13 protein-coding genes and 2 pseudogenes are annotated in these 17,563 nt (G+C 40.9%); 9 read left to right on the top strand and 6 right to left on the bottom strand.

Going from position 1 to position 17,563, the window contains the following annotated elements; all coding sequences use genetic code 11:
• The first annotated feature begins 90 nt into the window (after positions 1-90).
• The 3 genes and pseudogenes from P4S61_RS11875 to P4S61_RS11865 all read left to right on the top strand — a co-directional run bounded on the left by P4S61_RS11875 (position 91) and on the right by P4S61_RS11865 (position 3,125).
• Positions 91-780: a response regulator gene (locus P4S61_RS11875; RefSeq protein ID WP_149982148.1), complete on the top strand. Its 690-nt coding sequence runs from the start codon at positions 91-93 to the stop codon at positions 778-780.
• Positions 758-2,170, top strand: a pseudogene (locus P4S61_RS11870) (ATP-binding protein). Before P4S61_RS11875 ends, P4S61_RS11870 begins: the two are co-directional and overlap by 23 nt.
• 11 nt (positions 2,171-2,181) lie before the next feature.
• Positions 2,182-3,125, top strand: a pseudogene (locus P4S61_RS11865) (alpha/beta fold hydrolase).
• Here the strand turns inward: P4S61_RS11865 and P4S61_RS11860 are convergent.
• Positions 3,101-4,012, bottom strand: coding sequence for a cation diffusion facilitator family transporter (locus P4S61_RS11860; RefSeq protein WP_145235244.1), 912 nt, complete (start codon positions 4,010-4,012; stop codon positions 3,101-3,103). The pseudogene P4S61_RS11865 and the gene P4S61_RS11860 sit on opposite strands and share 25 nt — an antisense overlap.
• Before the next feature lie 108 nt (positions 4,013-4,120).
• On the opposite strand from P4S61_RS11860, the gene trmL reads away from it, so the two are divergent.
• Together trmL and P4S61_RS11850 are read left to right on the top strand one after the other, a co-directional pair.
• Complete coding sequence (trmL, locus tag P4S61_RS11855; RefSeq protein ID WP_145235242.1) at positions 4,121-4,585, top strand: tRNA (uridine(34)/cytosine(34)/5-carboxymethylaminomethyluridine(34)-2'-O)-methyltransferase TrmL; 465 nt, start codon at positions 4,121-4,123, stop codon at positions 4,583-4,585.
• A gap of 162 nt (positions 4,586-4,747) precedes the next feature.
• The gene (locus tag P4S61_RS11850; protein ID WP_337118315.1) at positions 4,748-8,593 is read left to right on the top strand and encodes an EAL domain-containing protein; all 3,846 of its coding nucleotides are present in this window, start codon (positions 4,748-4,750) and stop codon (positions 8,591-8,593) included.
• Positions 8,594-8,666: 73 nt separating this feature from the next.
• On the opposite strand, the gene gpsA is transcribed toward P4S61_RS11850, so the two are convergent.
• Genes gpsA through P4S61_RS11830 form a run of 4 tightly spaced genes read right to left on the bottom strand, consistent with a single transcriptional unit; the run spans position 8,667 to position 10,925 of the window.
• Positions 8,667-9,674: an NAD(P)H-dependent glycerol-3-phosphate dehydrogenase gene (gene gpsA, locus P4S61_RS11845; protein ID WP_145235238.1), complete on the bottom strand. Its 1,008-nt coding sequence runs from the start codon at positions 9,672-9,674 to the stop codon at positions 8,667-8,669.
• Positions 9,675-9,677: 3 nt separating this feature from the next.
• Positions 9,678-10,166 carry a protein-export chaperone SecB gene (secB, locus tag P4S61_RS11840; protein WP_145235236.1) on the bottom strand — a complete coding sequence of 163 codons (489 nt, stop codon included), beginning with the start codon at positions 10,164-10,166 and terminating at the stop codon, positions 9,678-9,680.
• Between the two features lie 38 nt (positions 10,167-10,204).
• The gene (gene grxC / locus P4S61_RS11835) at positions 10,205-10,462 is read right to left on the bottom strand and encodes a glutaredoxin 3 (protein WP_145235234.1); all 258 of its coding nucleotides are present in this window, start codon (positions 10,460-10,462) and stop codon (positions 10,205-10,207) included.
• Between the two features lie 31 nt (positions 10,463-10,493).
• The gene (locus tag P4S61_RS11830; protein WP_145235231.1) at positions 10,494-10,925 is read right to left on the bottom strand and encodes a rhodanese-like domain-containing protein; all 432 of its coding nucleotides are present in this window, start codon (positions 10,923-10,925) and stop codon (positions 10,494-10,496) included.
• Between the two features lie 200 nt (positions 10,926-11,125).
• On the opposite strand from P4S61_RS11830, the gene gpmM reads away from it, so the two are divergent.
• The 4 genes from gpmM (at position 11,126) to P4S61_RS11810 (ending at position 15,929) form a co-directional block, all read left to right on the top strand.
• Entirely contained in the window at positions 11,126-12,670 is a 1,545-nt protein-coding gene (gpmM, locus tag P4S61_RS11825) for a 2,3-bisphosphoglycerate-independent phosphoglycerate mutase (protein ID WP_182731553.1), read from the top strand.
• A 3-nt stretch (positions 12,671-12,673) separates the two neighbouring features.
• Entirely contained in the window at positions 12,674-13,828 is a 1,155-nt protein-coding gene (locus P4S61_RS11820; RefSeq protein WP_145235227.1) for a murein hydrolase activator EnvC family protein, read from the top strand.
• A gap of 35 nt (positions 13,829-13,863) precedes the next feature.
• Positions 13,864-15,123: a S41 family peptidase gene (locus P4S61_RS11815; protein ID WP_182731555.1), complete on the top strand. Its 1,260-nt coding sequence runs from the start codon at positions 13,864-13,866 to the stop codon at positions 15,121-15,123.
• A gap of 80 nt (positions 15,124-15,203) precedes the next feature.
• Entirely contained in the window at positions 15,204-15,929 is a 726-nt protein-coding gene (locus tag P4S61_RS11810) for a divergent polysaccharide deacetylase family protein (protein WP_442961561.1), read from the top strand.
• A gap of 115 nt (positions 15,930-16,044) precedes the next feature.
• Here the strand turns inward: P4S61_RS11810 and lpdA are convergent, their stop codons facing one another.
• Complete coding sequence (gene lpdA / locus P4S61_RS11805) at positions 16,045-17,472, bottom strand: dihydrolipoyl dehydrogenase (RefSeq protein ID WP_337118314.1); 1,428 nt, start codon at positions 17,470-17,472, stop codon at positions 16,045-16,047.
• Positions 17,473-17,563 lie beyond the last annotated feature (91 nt).

Below are 17,563 nucleotides of genomic sequence, written 5' to 3'. Positions count from 1 at the left end.
AAAGCAATGTAAAGGTTGTGTAAAGGTTCACTTTTAAGTGCGTTAAGGCGTAAAATGAAGTTATTCCAGCGTGGTTAAGGTGAGCAAATAATGAAGCTATTAATGATTGATGATGATACCGGTTTATGTGAGTTACTCTCAGAGTACTTAACTGCGCAAGGTTTTCAAATAGAATGTGCCCATGATGGTGAACAAGGCTTAAAACAAGCGCTTGAGCAAGAATACGCATTAATTTTACTCGATGTTATGTTACCGAAACTAGATGGCTTTGAAGTATTAAAACAGCTTAGGCAAACAAAATTAACGCCGGTGATCATGCTAACCGCCAAAGGTGAAGACTTTGACCGTATTTTTGGTCTTGAACTAGGCGCTGATGATTACATTCCTAAACCATTTAATCATCGTGAATTACTCGCACGGGTTAAAGCGATTACTCGTCGTATTGAACATATTACTAGCCTAGCAAATACCAGCAGTAATAAGTTAACCGTTAATAATATTGTTATTAATTTAGCTGCCCGCGAAGCGTATGTAGATGAACACCCGCTAAGCCTAACCGGTACTGAATATGAAGTACTTGCCTTACTGGTTAAACATGCAGGTGAAGTGGTCAGTAAAGAGCAAATAAGTGAAGAGGTGCTCGGTAGACGCCTAGCCTCTTTTGATCGCTCAATTGATATGCATGTGAGTAATATTCGTAAAAAAATTGCCGAGTTCAACAATGCAGAACGAATAAAAACCATGCGAGGGACTGGTTATGTCTTTATCCAAGGGGAGTAATAAAACTCGGTTTTCTTGGCTAAAACATCCTCAGCACTTTTTATTTTTCAAAATTTTTGTGTGGTTTTGGCTAACAGTAATAGGCACCATAACTGCATTGGTGTTTTTAAGTAACATTGCGACCAATCAAGTCAGTTATGAGAACTTACATGGGCCCATGCAGAAAAACTTGCAATACACGGCCAAAGGCATCGAACGTATGGTAGTCAAACATAATAAATCGATTGCCGAAATTTTAACTCATCCGCGGCTTGCAAAACAAAAGTTACTATATTTAAATTCAGATCAGCCAGATCACTCGCTCAGTAGCAGAGTACCATCAAGTGAGATTGATTTAAGTTTACTTAATTTCACTAAAAACATGCCGCCACAAATTATTTTTACCGAGTATTATCAAGCATTCGGACCGATAAAAATAAACCTTCCTGAGGGGCAATTTTACCTATACGAAATTGATGAGAATCATCAACCACCTTTTTTATACGGTTAAAGCTGATGCCGATTTGGCTAAAAGTGATCATTGCTTTACTGGCTTCATTAACTTTAAGTTTTATATTTAGTCGTAACCTAATTGCACCTATTAATCACTTAAAGCAAGCTGCAATTAAGCTCTCTGACGGCGATTTAACCGCGCGCGCTGAAATTGATCCAAACAGGCAAGATGAACTGGGCGTACTTGGCCGCGACTTTAATAGTATGGCAAGTCAGTTAGAGCAACTGATTTCTGCACAAAAGCGCTTATTGGCTGATATATCTCACGAGTTGCGTTCCCCCTAACTCGCCTTAAAATGGCTACGGGTCTTGCGCAAATGCAGACCCCAGAAGAAAACCAAACCTATTTATTACGCATTGAAAAAGAAGCAAATCAGCTCGATAAAATGATCGCTGATGTGCTGCAAGTATCGCGCTTAGAGGCGAAAAGTCAGGCGCTATCGCTGCATCAACAATCCTTACAGATCATTATTGATCATGTTTTGAATGATGCACAATTTGAAGCTAAACAGACTAATAAGCAATTAATTATTAATGGCCAACTCAATGTTGATATTTATTGTGACGAGAGCCTCATTGCCAGTGCACTAGAGAATGTTTTACGCAACGCAATAAAATATGCAGAGCAAACAATCACCCTAACATTGAGTTTAAGTGATGCTATTTATATAGAGATCAGTGATGATGGGCCGGGCGTCGAACCGCAAAATTTAGGCAAATTATGTGAGCCTTTTTCCGCCAATCTGATGCACGAGACAGAACTAGCGGCGGCACAGGACTTGGCTTAGCGATTGCTAAAAATGCAATTGTCGCCCATTCTGGCAGTTTAACGCTGCATAATAAACAACCAAGCGGGTTATGTGTGCGTATCGCCTTACCTCTGGATAAACAAAAATAATCATGGCCATTATGTTTTACAGCACAGAGCAAAACTTACTTACCCAACAACCTGAGATAACGCAGTTTTTCAGCAGCAGTTGCACAAAGCGCAGCTGACTACCGATAATGGCGATTTATATTATGGCTATGTGATACCTGAGCATGCCAAAGCCGCTATTGTTATTTGCTCTGGACGTATTGAAGGATTAGATAAATACCAAGAGCTAATCTGGGAGTTATATAAAAATAACTATGCGGTGTTTATTATTGATCATCAAGGACAAGGCCGTTCTTATCGCGCTTTAGCCAATCCTCATAAAGGTTTTGTTAATAAATTTAGTGATTATGCTGATGATTTAGCACTGTTTGACCGTCTAATTGTCAGTAAACTCTACCAAGGCAAAAAAGTCATCCTAGGGCATTCAATGGGCGGCGCGATTGCCTTTGATTTCCTGACTTGGTTTGAACATAACTACAGTGGGGTATTTTTGTCTTCGCCCATGTTTGATATTTTCACTAAAGGTACTCCCAAACCACTGGCTAAACTTGCCGCCCGTGCTGCCTGTTTGTTTGGTTTTAATAAACACTATGCGTTTGGCCAAGCAGATTACCTGCCTGATGAATTCGCACAGAATGGCCTTACCAGTAGCGAAACTCGCTATGATTTATTTAGACAAACCTACCAAACGGATAGCGCGCTACAATTAGGCGGGGTGACTTACGGCTGGTTGAATGAAGCTTTTGGCTTTATGGCAACTCTTGAAAAACAACAGCTATCGATTCCACTTTTTGTAGCCAGTGCTGAGAATGATACTGTGGTTGATAACCAAGCCCAATTAGCCTTAGTTCACCGTCAAAGTAATGCTATTTTACAAACATTTGCGAATGCTAAGCACGAGTTACTATTTGAACAAGACACCATTCGCAAAGCTGTGCTTAGCCGTTTTTATCAGTTTTGTGATTCATTAACTTGAGCGCGGCTATTACTCAATGACATTGGATCTTGATGAATCAAAATATCCATTTCACAATTAAATTCTTGTTGGATCATCGCCACTACTTCATCCGCTACATAATGAGCACGGATCAAGGGGAGTTGATCTTCAAGCTCTAAATGCATTTGAATAAACTTAACTTTACCACCTTGTCGCGTGCGTACGTCATGTACGCCAAATACATCGTTATGACTGTTAGCGATTGATATGATACTGGCTTTTTCGTCCTCAGGTAGCTCTTTATCCATTAAATGGTCAGCGCTTTGCCTAGCAATATCCCAACTGTTATAAAGCAAATAACCTGCAACACCAATGGCAAAAATAGGATCCGCGTACAGCATGTCATTTTGCGCAAGCAATATGGCCAGCAGTACTGCTGCATTTAAAATTATATCGCCTTTGTAATGCACAGAGTCTGCTTTAACTGCAATGGACTCGGTATGCTTAATGACTTGAGTTTGTACATAAACCACCACTAAGGTGCAAGCAATCGCAAATAGACTAACCCATACCCCGAGCATTGAATGACTTAGTACCACAGGATTAAATAATCGCTCTATACCATGAAACGCCAATAAACAACCAGAGCCTGCAATAAATGCCGCTTGCCCTAAACCCGCCAAGGCTTCGGCTTTACCATGGCCAAAACGATGATCGTCATCAGCTGGGCGCAGTGCATAAAAGAGCACCATAAAACTCATTGCTGAAGCGGTAATATCCATCAAAGAATCGGTGAGTGATCCGAGCATAGAAGCAGAGCCAGACGCAAGCCATGCCCAACATTTAGCAGCAATCATTAAACTCACCATCACCATAGTGACCACACTTGCTGTTTTTACCCAAAACTCATAACTGCGCTGATGCACGTTTTTGCCTATGCTTAAAGTGTTTACTTAAAATGAGTATATCATTTTTTTTATCTGTTTCGTGTATACTCTCGAACGTCAAAATGTAGATCACCAATAAGGCTCGTTATGCTTGATATCGTTTTATACCAACCTGAAATTCCACCTAACACAGGGAATATTATTCGCCTGTGTGCAAATACGGGCTATGCTTTGCATTTAATCGAGCCTTTGGGCTTTGAGTGGGACGATAAGCGCGTGAAAAGAGCTGGCCTTGATTACCATGAATTTAGCCATGTGCAACGCCATCCGTCATTTGCAGCTTACTTAGAAAAATGCCAACCTAAAAAAGTATATGCATGTACCACTAAAGGCAGTCAATTTCACCATCAAGCGAGTTATGAAGCAGGTGATTGTTTAGTGTTTGGCCCAGAAACCCGTGGCTTACCAGATGATTTAATTCAATCACTACCTAATGAACAACGTGTGCGTATTCCTATGCAAGCTAACAGTAGAAGCATGAACTTATCTAACGCAGTGGCTGTTTTTGTTTATGAATCATGGCGTCAGTTAGGCTTTCCTAACGCGCAGTAAATTATATTAAAATGCGCCTATATCGTTGGGCGCCTTGTTTTATAATCACCATTATAATTTAGCACTACATATAGCAATAAATTTGCTTCGAGTGGATTCGCATTATTTCTATTCCTACACTATTCTAAATAAGTTCTTTTTAAACTGATTCAATGGATTGTAATGCGTTTTTTCCTTCAAATATGCTGTTTTATTAGCATGTTATCTATTGTAAATGCAAACGCGAGTGTAGCTGAATTAAATGCGAATGAACTTTCGCTACCCGCCATTAATGACTTTACTCAAGACCCAAGTAATGCGTTTTGGCTCGCTACCAATAAAGGGCTGTTTAATTACGACTCGGTGCATCTTTTTAGTGGCCAAGCACCACCTTTTTCATCATTTGCGAATCAAGCCATTTTACAAGTAGCGACCTATAAATCCTGGTTATTAATTAACACTGAGCAAGGGCTGAGTTTAATAAACTTAATTAACAACCAGTTAATTCAACTAACAGCAACACCGCTAAAACAGCCGATATTAACCACTGAGCTCGGCTTTTACTTTCTGTACCAAGGTCAGATCCACACTATAAAAGACGAAAAAATCTATTCTCCATTCGCCTTTTCAGAGCAGATCGTCGAACTCGCATTGGGATTTAACAACAGCCTATGGCTACATTCAGGTAGTAATTTAGTTAGTCACTTTGATTTAGCAAGTAATGCAATTACAGCTCAGCTTATCGTCCCCGCGCCTATCGCGCAATTGAGTCCAAGTCAAACCTCAGCAGCGATCCTTATCAGTACCAATAACGACCAACATTACCTGTTTAACAACGCGCACTCTATGCAAGAAATAAAACTCCAGCATGCGCATGTTCAACAACTAAATTACTTTGATGATCAGCTCTATTATTTGCATAAAAATCGCGCTTATAAACATGATTTAACGAGCAAAAACACGAATCCTTTGTTTTATAGTGCTCCTGCACGCTTTTTATCAATTAAACAAAACAACCAACAACTGTGGCTGCAAACTGCCACTAAAAGCTGGATAAAGCTCCCTGTAATGCAAATTATCACAACTCCTATCACCGATAATCCTGCTCCGCGTATGCAGCAATACTTTGACATGTTGGAACAGTTAGGTAATTTTACACAACATAAAAAAATTATTACCATCGCTTATCTGCGCGAAGACAAATGGGCTGTTGCAACCGACACTGGTTTATATTTATACAGTGCCCGCAACCTCACTTTTGATTTATTGATAAAGGTTCAAGTTGCTGCGCTGCATTCAACTGCCCCAACAACACTGTGGGTAGCAACCAAAAAGCAATTAATAAAATATGATTTTGCGACGCAGCAACAAAGCCAAACACTACCAATTAGTAACATTAATGCTTTAACATCCCTTAATGACGAGCGATATCTAGCAAGTAATGGTGAGCAATTATTTTATATTGCTAAACAACAGCTCACCGCCCTTGAGCTTGAAACTGAAGCCCTCGGGCAGATCAACGCTATGTATTATCAACGCAACTCTTCAAGGCTTTGGCTTGCGACAAGTAACGGCTTATGGCAGAGCCAATGGCAAGCACCTGAAAATTCTCAGCAAATAACACTTGAGATAAATTTTGATAAAGTAAGTACGTTTAACACCACAGCAATTTACGAAGCACCACAAAATGCTTTGTGGATAGTTGATTCTCAAGCGATAAAACTCTACAAACCCAGCACTAACCTATGGGTTGAAAATGCCACTCATAGTATTGCCGCTTATATTGATGATTCTATAAGTTATGAGCAACTTCCGAGTTCACTCTTTAGCGTTAGCTATCGTGATAAAATAATGTTGTTTGCACCAACAGGTAATACTTTATTAGAAGTACATTCAAAACAAGCACCACCTCAAAGCAGCTCTTTTTTAGTCAGTCATTTGACTTTGCACTACAAAGATAAAAGCCAAGACTATTACCACTTAGCAACCAACGCAGTAAATACCAGCCAACCGCTAAAAGGGATTTCTGTTTGGTTTAGCAGTAATAGCCTCTTACCTATGCGGCTAAATTACCGGCTTGATCCCAATGGCGATTGGCTAGCACTGCCGCCGACTCAAACTATGCTGTCACTGGCAAGTAGTGAAAAGAATATTTATCTTGAAGTTAAAAACCTTAATCAAGTAAACAGCGAACCGCTAGTGTTAATGATTAAACAAACTGCTTTTACTTTCCCTCACTGGATCAATTATCTCATTTTAGCGGCTATTTTCGCTATTTTACTGCTGTTAATTGTTTATAGATTAAAAAGTGGTGCTAAACATAATTTGGTCAACGCGTTAATGACGCAATCAAAAGATGCCATTTGGATCGCCAATGAACAGTTTCAAATAACGAACATAAACCAAGCATTTACAACTATTTGTGGCTTTACTCTTGCTGATGTAGTGGGTAAAAAACCAAAAGCCTTTACTGTAAACGGCCGCGATAAAAAATTAGAAAGCCTCATTTATAATGATCTAGAGGTTGATGGTTATTGGTCTGGTGAAATTTGGAATGTGCGTAAAGACGGGCAACCCTATGCCTTAGATTTATCGATAACGAAAGTAAAAACCCCTAACCTACGTACTAGTAGCGCGCATTATATTGGGTTATTTTCAGATGTAACTGCACGTAAGAATAATGAACGTGCGATGCTTAAATTAACCACTCGAGATTCTGTCACTGGGCTATCCAATCGCACTATTTTTATTGAATCTGTAAATAAGGCAATTGCCAGCTGTAATAACAACTTCCCTAATTTACTGATTATTTTTATAGATTTAGACAATTTTAATAAAATTAACGAATCCCTTGGTCACGCAATCGGTGATGAACTATTAAAAGAAGTTGCGGGCAGACTCACTCGAAACCTTGATTCTGGTTATACCTTGGCCCGCTTAGGGGGAGATGAATTTGCTGTACTTGTACCGCCCTATTTATATTCAGGTAAGACCGTCTTTTTCGCCAAAAAACTGGCCGATAATATTCTTAAACAATTCCAAACACCGTTTATGCTTGATGGTATAGAGAGCTTTATTTCTGCCTGTTGTGGCATCGCTGGGTACCCAGAAAATGGTTATAACAGCGAAGCGCTGATGCGCAGCGCCAACAGTGCGCTTAATCACGCCAAAAAGATGGGTCACAATAATTATCAATTTTTTGATAAATCTAAACACACGATTGATACTAATGAGCTAAGTAAAGAAAGTGCACTTTTTCGGGCTATCGAACATCAGGATTTTCAATTATTCTACCAAGTAAAATATAACGCAGATAAAGATCAAGTACATGGTTTTGAAGCTTTAGTCCGTTGGCCACAAGTTGATGGCAGTATAATTAGTCCTGTTGAATTTATCCCTCTTGCAGAACAAAATGGCGCAATTATTCCTCTCACTTTATTGCTAATGAAGCAGCTATTTAAGCAACTAGAGTTATGGCGTAATGAAGGGGTGAGTTTTGGCAAAGTAGCTATTAATGTTTCAGCTCTGCACTTTCAGCAAAGTAGTTTAGTCGAAACCCTCACTGAGTGTTTAACAAACTACGACGTACCTGCGCGCTGTGTTGAGTTAGAAATAACTGAAAGTGCCATGATGGACAACCCTGAATTTGCCCAACAGCAAATGAATCGCTTAAAAGCACTAGGATTTACCATTGCGCTAGATGACTTTGGTACTGGTCATTCATCATTGGGCTATCTAAAACGTTTTCCAATTGATACTTTAAAAATTGATCGCTCTTTCATAAAAGATATTGTCGATAGTGAGCAGGATCGTAATATTACCGCGACAATTATTCGCCTCGCTAAATACTTACATATCGATGTTGTTGCCGAAGGGGTTGAAACTAAAGAGCAGGCTTATATGTTGCATGTTATGGGCTGTAATACGATGCAAGGCTATTATTATAGTCGCCCGCTTTGTGCTGAAAAAGTAGCTGCTTATCTCGAAAAAAACAACCTGAGAAAACAATCTAATTTGATGAATGACTAAGTACCATGTTAGTTATTAGATTAACTGCCAGCGTTTATACAATCCCATAAACGCTGGCAGCTACAATGCACTGTTACTCTGATTTTTGCTCGCGACCTAATAAAGCCATCGCGGCTTCTTTCACGTCTTTATTTTCATAAAGTACCTGATAGATTTGCTCAGTGATCGGCATTTCAATACCAGTACGTTGTGCAAGTAAATAGACTTCTTTGGTGTTGCGATAACCTTCGACCACTTGACCAATTGATGCTATCGCCTGCTCTACCTTTTCACCTTTACCCAGTGCTAAACCAAAACGACGGTTACGAGACTGATTATCGGTGCACGTTAGGATCAAATCCCCCAGCCCAGCCATGCCCATAAAGGTTTCTGACTTAGCACCAAGCGCGCAGCCTAACCGGCATAACTCAGCTAAACCACGGGTGATCAATGCTGTCCGCGCATTAGCACCAAAACCAAAGCCGTCAGACATACCAGCGCCAATCGCAATCACATTTTTAACCGCGCCACCGAGCTGAATACCAATAAAATCATTATTGTTATAGACCCTAAATGAGCGACCACAATGCAATAGTTCAGCTAACTGTTTTGCAAAGGCTGTTGATGTTGACGACACTGAAATAGCAGTAGGTAAACCCATCGCCATTTCTTTAGCAAATGTAGGGCCTGATACGACTGCCAGTGGCACATCATCACCTAATTCTTGCTGGGCAACTTCTTGCAAAAGTCGGCCTGTATCTGGTTCAAGCCCTTTGGTTGCCCATGCAACTTGTGCCCCTTCAAGTAATGAAGGCTTAATTTGCTGTAGCGTATCACCAAATGCATGACTTGGCACAACAACCAAAATCACTTGGCTTGCAGTTACTGCGGTGTGTAAGTCGGCTTCAAGGTGTAAGGTGTCAGGAAAAGTGACATCGGGCAGGTAACGTTGATTTTTCCGCTCAGCTGCAAGCGTGGCAACGTCATCGCTATTGCGACCCCAAAGTGTCACTTGGTGACCGTTTCGGGCTAAACAAATAGCAAGGGCGGTGCCATAAGACCCCGCCCCTAATACAGTAACAGCTGAATTGGCTGTACTCATAAGTTATGCGTCTGCAGTTGCCTGTTCAGCTTGCGCTGCACGTTGCTGCATGTATTGAGCGAATAACGCATCAAAGTTCACAGGTGCAAGGTTAAGCTGTGGGAATGTACCACGGTTAACTAAGTTAGATACCGCTTCACGTGCGTACGGGAACAACACGTTCGGGCAGAATGCGCCAAGCATGTGTGCAAGTTGTACTTCTTCAACTTCAGCGATAGTGAAAATACCCGCTTGTTGAATTTCACATAAAAAAGCCGTTTCTTCACCGATAGAAGCAGTAACAGTCAGTGCTAATACTACTTCAAACACGCCTTCGTCTAATTTATTAGAACGTGTGTCAAGGTCAAGCTTAACTTCTGGTGTCCATTCTTTTTGGAAAATAGCAGGTGAATTAGGCGTTTCAAAAGACACGTCTTTTGTGTAAATACGTTGGATCGTAAATTGTGCGCCAGTTTCTTCTTGTGCTGCTACGTTCTGGTTTTCTTCGTTCATGATAATTCCTAACTTTTAATCGTTTTTATAATAAATGCTTAAGCGTTTAACTTAGCGTCAAGTTTGCCTTGGGCTTCAATCGCCATCATGTCGTCACAACCGCCGATATGCTCATCATTAATAAAAATTTGCGGTACTGTGCTCGCGCCACCTGCTTTGGCAATCATTTCATCACGTAATTCAGGCTGTACACCAATGTCGATATTTGTAAATTGCACACCTTTATTTGTTAGCAACGCTAAAGCACGCTGACAAAAAGGGCAATACGCTTTGGTGTAAAGAACAACATTACTCATAACAATTCCTCTATCGGCCTAACTAACTTAATTAGCGACCTGTTGTCGTTGGTAGACCAGCACTTTGCCATGCACCCATACCACCAGATAAAACATAAACTGATTCAAAACCAGCTTTATGCATAGCAGTTGCGATACCTGAGGCTGTCATGCCTGTGGTACATACCAATATAATGGGTTTACTCTTAGACTTTTCAAGGCTTGAGAAGTCAGATTGTTTCGCTTTTTCAGAGCTAAGGTGCTCAGCGCCTGCAATACGGCCATTATTAAATTCTTTTTGTGCGCGTATATCTACAACGACACCGTCTTCACGGTTAATTAATAATGTTAATTGTTGCGGATTTATTTGACGAATTGCTGAAAACTTACTTTTAAACCAGCCGCCCACGATGAGTGCTACTAAAGCAACCCAAGCTAAACTTAATATCGGATGATTACCGACAAATTCAATATATTGATCCATGCGTCTTCCACTATGAAAATTGTCCCGCGCCTTTAGCACTGGGGTTAAACGTAAGGGTAATGCCCTAGCCACGCAAGTATACGTGCTTGATTAGAAATTACCAGAGAGTGAAATATTTTAATATGCCCTTTTGATTGCTGATCATAACCACAAAACACGGTATGCTAAGGCTAAGCAGGAGCTAATTTTCAGGAACAAAAATGACACAACATAAAAAACCTCTCGTACTCATGATTTTAGATGGTTGGGGATACCGTGAAGATACCCAAAGCAACGCAATTTTAGCGGCAAACACCCCTGTTTTAGACGAACTTTGGGCAACTCGCCCGCACACCCTAATTTCAGCCTCTGGTTTAGATGTTGGTCTTCCTGATGGGCAAATGGGCAACTCAGAAGTAGGCCATGTCAACTTAGGTGCTGGCCGTGTGGTTTATCAAGATTTCACCCGCATCACTAAAGCAATAAATGACGGTGAGTTTGCGCATAACCCAACACTAGTTGAAAACATTGATAAAGCAGTGAATGCTGCTAAAGCAGTGCATTTAATGGGCTTATTAAGCCCAGGTGGTGTGCATAGTCATGAAGATCATATTGTAGCTGCAATTGAATTAGCTGCAGCGCGCGGCGCTAAAGAAGTGTACTTTCATGCATTTTTAGATGGCCGAGACACTCCACCACGTAGCGCAAAAACGTCAATTGAACGTATTGAAGCGCTATTTAGCAAATTAAATTGTGGTCGCTTAGCATCAATCATTGGCCGCTACTATGCAATGGACCGCGATAATCGCTGGAACCGAGTAGAGCAAGCTTATGATCTAATGGTCAGTGGGATCGCACAACATAGCTACGAAAATGGTGTTGATGCATTAGCTGCGGCTTACGAACGTGATGAAAACGATGAGTTTGTTGCTGCAACTACCATAGCAGCACAAGGCCAAGACGCAGTACAAATTAATGACGGTGATACGGTTATTTTCTTAAACTTTAGAGCCGACCGTGCTCGTGAAATGACCCGCGCATTTGTTGATAAAGACTTTGACGGTTTCGCCAAGAAAAAAGCACCCGCACTAAGCGGCTTTGTTATGTTGACCGAATACGCAGCAGACATCGACGCACCAGCAGCTTTTGCCACAGTCCCTTTGACTAATGTATTGGGTGAATGGTTTGAAAAACACCATAAAACACAGCTACGTATTTCTGAAACTGAAAAATATGCACATGTGACGTTTTTCTTCAGTGGCGGACGTGAAGATGAATTTGAAGGTGAAACCCGTGAGTTGATCCCATCACCACAAGTGGCAACCTACGATTTACAACCTGAAATGAATTCAGAAATGCTCACCGATAAACTCGTCGAAGCGATTAAAAGCGGTAAATACGATGCAATTATTTGTAACTATCCAAATGGCGATATGGTCGGTCACTCAGGTGTATTTGAAGCCGCAGTAAAAGCCTGTGAAGCAGTCGATCATTGTATTGGTCGTGTTGTTGCTGCCCTTGAAGAATTTGGTGGTGAAGCATTAATTACAGCTGATCACGGTAATGCTGAACAAATGGCTAACCTTAAAACTGGCCAAGCGCATACCGCACACACCAGTGAACCTGTTCATTTCATTTATGTTGGTCGTGATGCAACACCAAGCGAAGGCAAAGCGCTCAGTGATGTTGCGCCAACCATGTTGCACTTAATGGGCATGGAACAACCAAGCGAGATGACTGGCACACCAATCATGACATTGAAATAAACCATGAATAAAAGTATTAACCCATTAATTTTTAGTACGCTCGTTGTTACTGCGTTAATACTCACTTTATTAGTGACGGCCCCTGCCGTCGCTAATGAAGATCGTACTAAAAAAGATCTCAGCGAAATCCAAACGGCGTTAAAGCAAAGCCAAGCTGAACTTGCCGCCCAGCGTAAAGACATCGAAAAATCGCAAAAGAACCTGCAACAGCACGAACTCGAGATCGCAAAAAACGCTAAGGCACTAAATATTGCCGAGCAATCAATTCGCGATACTGAAAAACAACAACAACAGCAACAGCAGCAAGCTGAAGCACTTGAGGAAAAACGCCTAGAGCAGCAACATGCACTCGCCGCACAAATTAAAAGTGCCTATATGTCTGGCGGACATGACTACTCTAAAATGCTATTGAATCAAGAAAATACCGCACAGGTTGAACGCACATTAAGTTATTATAATTACCTCAACAAAGCGCGCATTGAGCAAATTGATGAGCTAAAAGCACTCCTGATTGAAATAGCGGATGTACAAACCGAACTTGAAAAAACCAAACAACACTTAGTTGTGCTCCATGAAGAGCAAGCCAATCGTCATCAAGCTCTCATTGCAGCGCAACAACAACGAAAAGCCAACATCAGTGAATTAAAAACCAAGCTTAGCTCAACCAAAAACTCAATTGATTACTTAAAAGATAATGAAAAAACCCTAGTAGCTACCTTGCAAGAACTTGAAAAAGAAAAAACTAAAAAGGTTGAGTTACTGGGCCTATCAGCCAGTAAAGGTAAATTAAACTGGCCAACAAAAGGTAAAATTGAGCACAGCTTCGGCCAACATAAGCACGGTGGTATTGACTGGAAAGGCGTATTAATTGGCGCTAATGAAGGCAATAATGTACATAGCGTCCACAACGGTCAAGTCGTGTTTGCTGATTGGTTAAAAGGCTACGGCTGGGTTATTGTTATTGACCACGGTGAAGGCTTTATGAGTTTATACGGCCATACTCAAACCTTACTAAAAGACGTAGGTGATATAGTACGCCAAGGCGATATTATCGCTTTAGTTGGTCAAAGCGGCGGACAAGCAAATTCTGGTCTATACTTTGAAATACGCCACAAAGGACGCGCAGTAAATCCTGTAACATGGTGCAGACGCATTTAATTGATTAAACAGCTGCACCCCACTGGGAGCAGCTGATGCTAAATACACAATTACAAATACAGCAGTTACAATACTCTGCTTTTAATCGCATTCTAATAAGCTATTTATTACTCGTTAGCGTTTTTTTGTGCCTAAGTTTTAATAGCTTTGCAGTGACCTCGGTGGGCGATTTAAAAAGCCAACAAAAAAACGAAATCCTCTTTAATATCCATGCCTATTATGTTGAAGACTTAGCTTTGCAACAAAGCTTTGAAAGCAGTCAACAATTTGAAGCCCTGCTCGCACAGCTAGACCCTTACTCTAAGTACCTTAATGAACACGAGTTAGAAGCGCTATTTAGCAGCACTAATGGCCGCTACACAGGCCTTGGGATTGAAATAAAACAGCAACAACAAAAAATTATTATTGTAAACACAATTAAAGACTCTCCCGCAGCCATTGCCGGAGTACAAATAAATGATGTGCTACTTGCCGTTAATCAGCAAACAGTCGCACATAAAGACATCAATCAAGTTGCGCAAATGATTAAAGCTAGTGACACAGCAACGGTTACTTTAACGGTTGAACGAAGTAATTCACCACAAGCCATTTATTTTACCCTGACTAGATCAGAAATTAACTTAGAGAGTGTCACCAGTTCATTATCAGAGTTTGGTATTGGTTATTTGGCAATAAATAGCTTTACCAATCACACCTTGCATGATGTTGCGCGGCAAATAACAGCACTGCAAAGCCATTACGGTAATCCACTTACAGGCTTAGTGCTCGATTTACGCGACAATCCAGGCGGCACATTACAAAGTGCTGTAGCGGTATCGGACCTATTTTTACAAAGTGGCACCATAGTCACCACCAAAGGTCGCTTTTATGATGCAAACCAGCACTTTCGCGCCAAAAAAGGTGATATTTTAAATGGTGCGCCAATCGTCGTACTTATTAATGAAAACTCGGCCTCAGCAGCAGAGATTTTAGCCGCTGCACTTAAAGACAATCACCGTGCCACACTAATTGGCAGCCAATCATTTGGCAAAGGATCGGTGCAATCTTTGATCCCATTAGGCAATGGTAATACAGCACTAAAATTAACCACTGCAAAGTACTTTACCCCATCGGGTCAATCTATTGAGGGGATTGGAGTAACCCCCGATGTGGCGATTAATCAATCAACCCTTTCGCAAATTGATAAAGTAGTTATAATAAAAAACGAACAAGGAAATGACGATCGGCCATGGTCACGCAAAGACTCAGCTGATCCACTGTTATTAAAAGCACAGCAGCTATTAACTATGAAATAAAGCTTTTAGCTCACTATAAAAAAGATAATAAAAATTATAAACGTGAAAAAATTAACTTGGTTGTTCTGGCTTTTTTTAGCTTGCCTACGCTTGCCGCAAATAAGCAAATAGCGATTGTGATTGATGATATTGGCAATCATCAACGCGACCTCGAAATCCTAAATTTACCAGGTAAAATATCGTTCTCGATTTTGCCTCATACCCCGTATTCGCAAGTTTTTGCGCGCCTAGCCAGTAAGTCGAATAAAGAATTACTGCTGCATATTCCTATGCAAGCACTCGACAGCAGCAAAGCACTTGGCCTCGGCGCACTCACCAGCAATATGAGTAAAGAACAATTACAAATCACCCTCGGCAATGCGCTTGCAACCTTACCGCAGGTCAAAGGTGTAAATAATCATATGGGCTCAGCACTTACTCAAGAAAGCCTGCCCATGAAATGGACTATGGAAGTGCTGAAAAAGCGCAACCTGTACTTTTTAGATAGCCGCACTACAGGCTTAAGCCAAGCACAAAATGTTGCCAACTTATATGGCGTTGAAAATGTCGGCCGCCATGTGTTTTTAGATAATATTCCCAATGAGAAACAGTTACAATTTCGCCTCAACGAACTAAAGTATAAAGCCGAACGTTATAACTTCGCCATCGCGATTGCCCACCCTTACCCTGAAACCATTGAATTCTTACAGCGCATGCTACCCGAACTTGAACAACAAGGTTTTGAACTCGTGCCGCTATCACAACTAGTAGAGCGTAAATATATACAACTTGCGCAAGCTGAGCATAAAGGGGTAGGAGCGAGGTAAAAAGGACTTAGCAATAAGCCGTAAATTTTAAAGGGTCATATTAATCAACTTATGACCATTAAAAACAAAAAACCCAAGCCGTGGCTTGGGTTTTTAAACAATTAACTAAAAGAACTTACTTCTTCTTTTTAACTGCTTTTTTGTTTGGCAAATCAGTGATTGAACCTTCAAATATTTCAGCTGCAAGGCCGATTGATTCGTTCAATGTTGGGTGAGCATGAATAGTTAATGCTAAATCTTCACCGTCAGCGCCCATTTCGATACCTAGACCGATTTCGCCCAGCATTTCACCTGCGTTAATACCAATCATAGCACCACCGATAATACGGCCACTTTCTTTATCAAAGATCAGTTTAGTAGAACCTTCAGTACGAGAAGATGCAATTGCACGACCTGATGCAGCCCATGGGAATACAGCTGTTTCGATGCTTAAGCCTTGCTCTTTTGCTTCTTTCTCAGTTACGCCAACCCAAGCGATTTCTGGGTCAGTATAGGCAATTGAAGGAATACATTTCGGATCAAAGTAATGTTTTTGACCTGAGATAACTTCAGCAGCAACGTGACCTTCATGAACCGCTTTGTGCGCAAGCATAGGTTGGCCAACTAAGTCACCAATCGCGAAGATGTGGTCAACGTTAGTTTTAAGTTGCTTATCAACATTAATGAAGCCACGCTCATCAACATTAACACCCGCTTTGTCAGCATCTAATAAGTTACCGTTTGGTGTACGACCAACAGCAACTAATACTTTGTCATAACGTACTGGTTCAGCTGGTGCGTTTTTACCTTCAAATGTAACGTATAAGCCGTCATCTTTCGCTTCTACGCCAACAACTTTAGTTGATAGCATAACGTTAAATTTATCACTTACGTATTTTTGGTAAATCTTGATGATGTCTTTATCAGCAGCTGGTACTAGTTGGTCAGCAAATTCAACCACGTCGATTGCAGAACCTAGTGCGCGATACACAGTACCCATTTCAAGACCGATAATACCACCACCTAATACTAATAGCTTTTCAGGGATGTCTTTAAGCTCTAGTGCACCGGTTGAATCAATTACGCGGTCATCTTCAGGAATGAAAGGTAAGTTTACAGGTTTAGAACCAGCAGCAATGATAGCGTTATCAAAAGTAATTGTTGTTTTACCGTCAGCGCCTTCAACATCAAGCGTGTTGCTACCTGTGAATTTACCGTAACCGTAAACCACTTTAACTTTACGCATTTTAGCCATGCCGTCTAGGCCACCAGTAAGTTGGCTAACAACTGACTCTTTCCACGAACGAATTTTATCTAAATCAATTTGTGGTGCGCCAAAAGTAACACCATGAGATGACATTTCTGCTGCATCATCAATTACTTTAGCTACGTGTAAAAGTGCTTTCGAAGGAATACAACCAACATTAAGACATACACCGCCTAATGTGTCGCGAGATTCTACTACTGTTGCTTCTAAGCCCAAGTCAGCAGCACGGAAAGCCGCAGAATAACCACCAGGACCACCGCCTAGTACAACAACTTGAGTTTTTAATTCGTTGCTCATGCTTTTACCTTAATTGTTTGAACGGGACACTGCCCTAAAGTTTAACTGCCATGTTTCTGCAAGGCAGAAAGGGAGAGCAGATCAAAAATTT

The sequence above is a fragment of the Pseudoalteromonas sp. B160 genome, assembly GCF_037162485.1.
Classification (GTDB): domain Bacteria; phylum Pseudomonadota; class Gammaproteobacteria; order Enterobacterales; family Alteromonadaceae; genus Pseudoalteromonas; species Pseudoalteromonas rhizosphaerae.
This window is presented reverse-complemented; position numbering and strand designations above follow the sequence as displayed.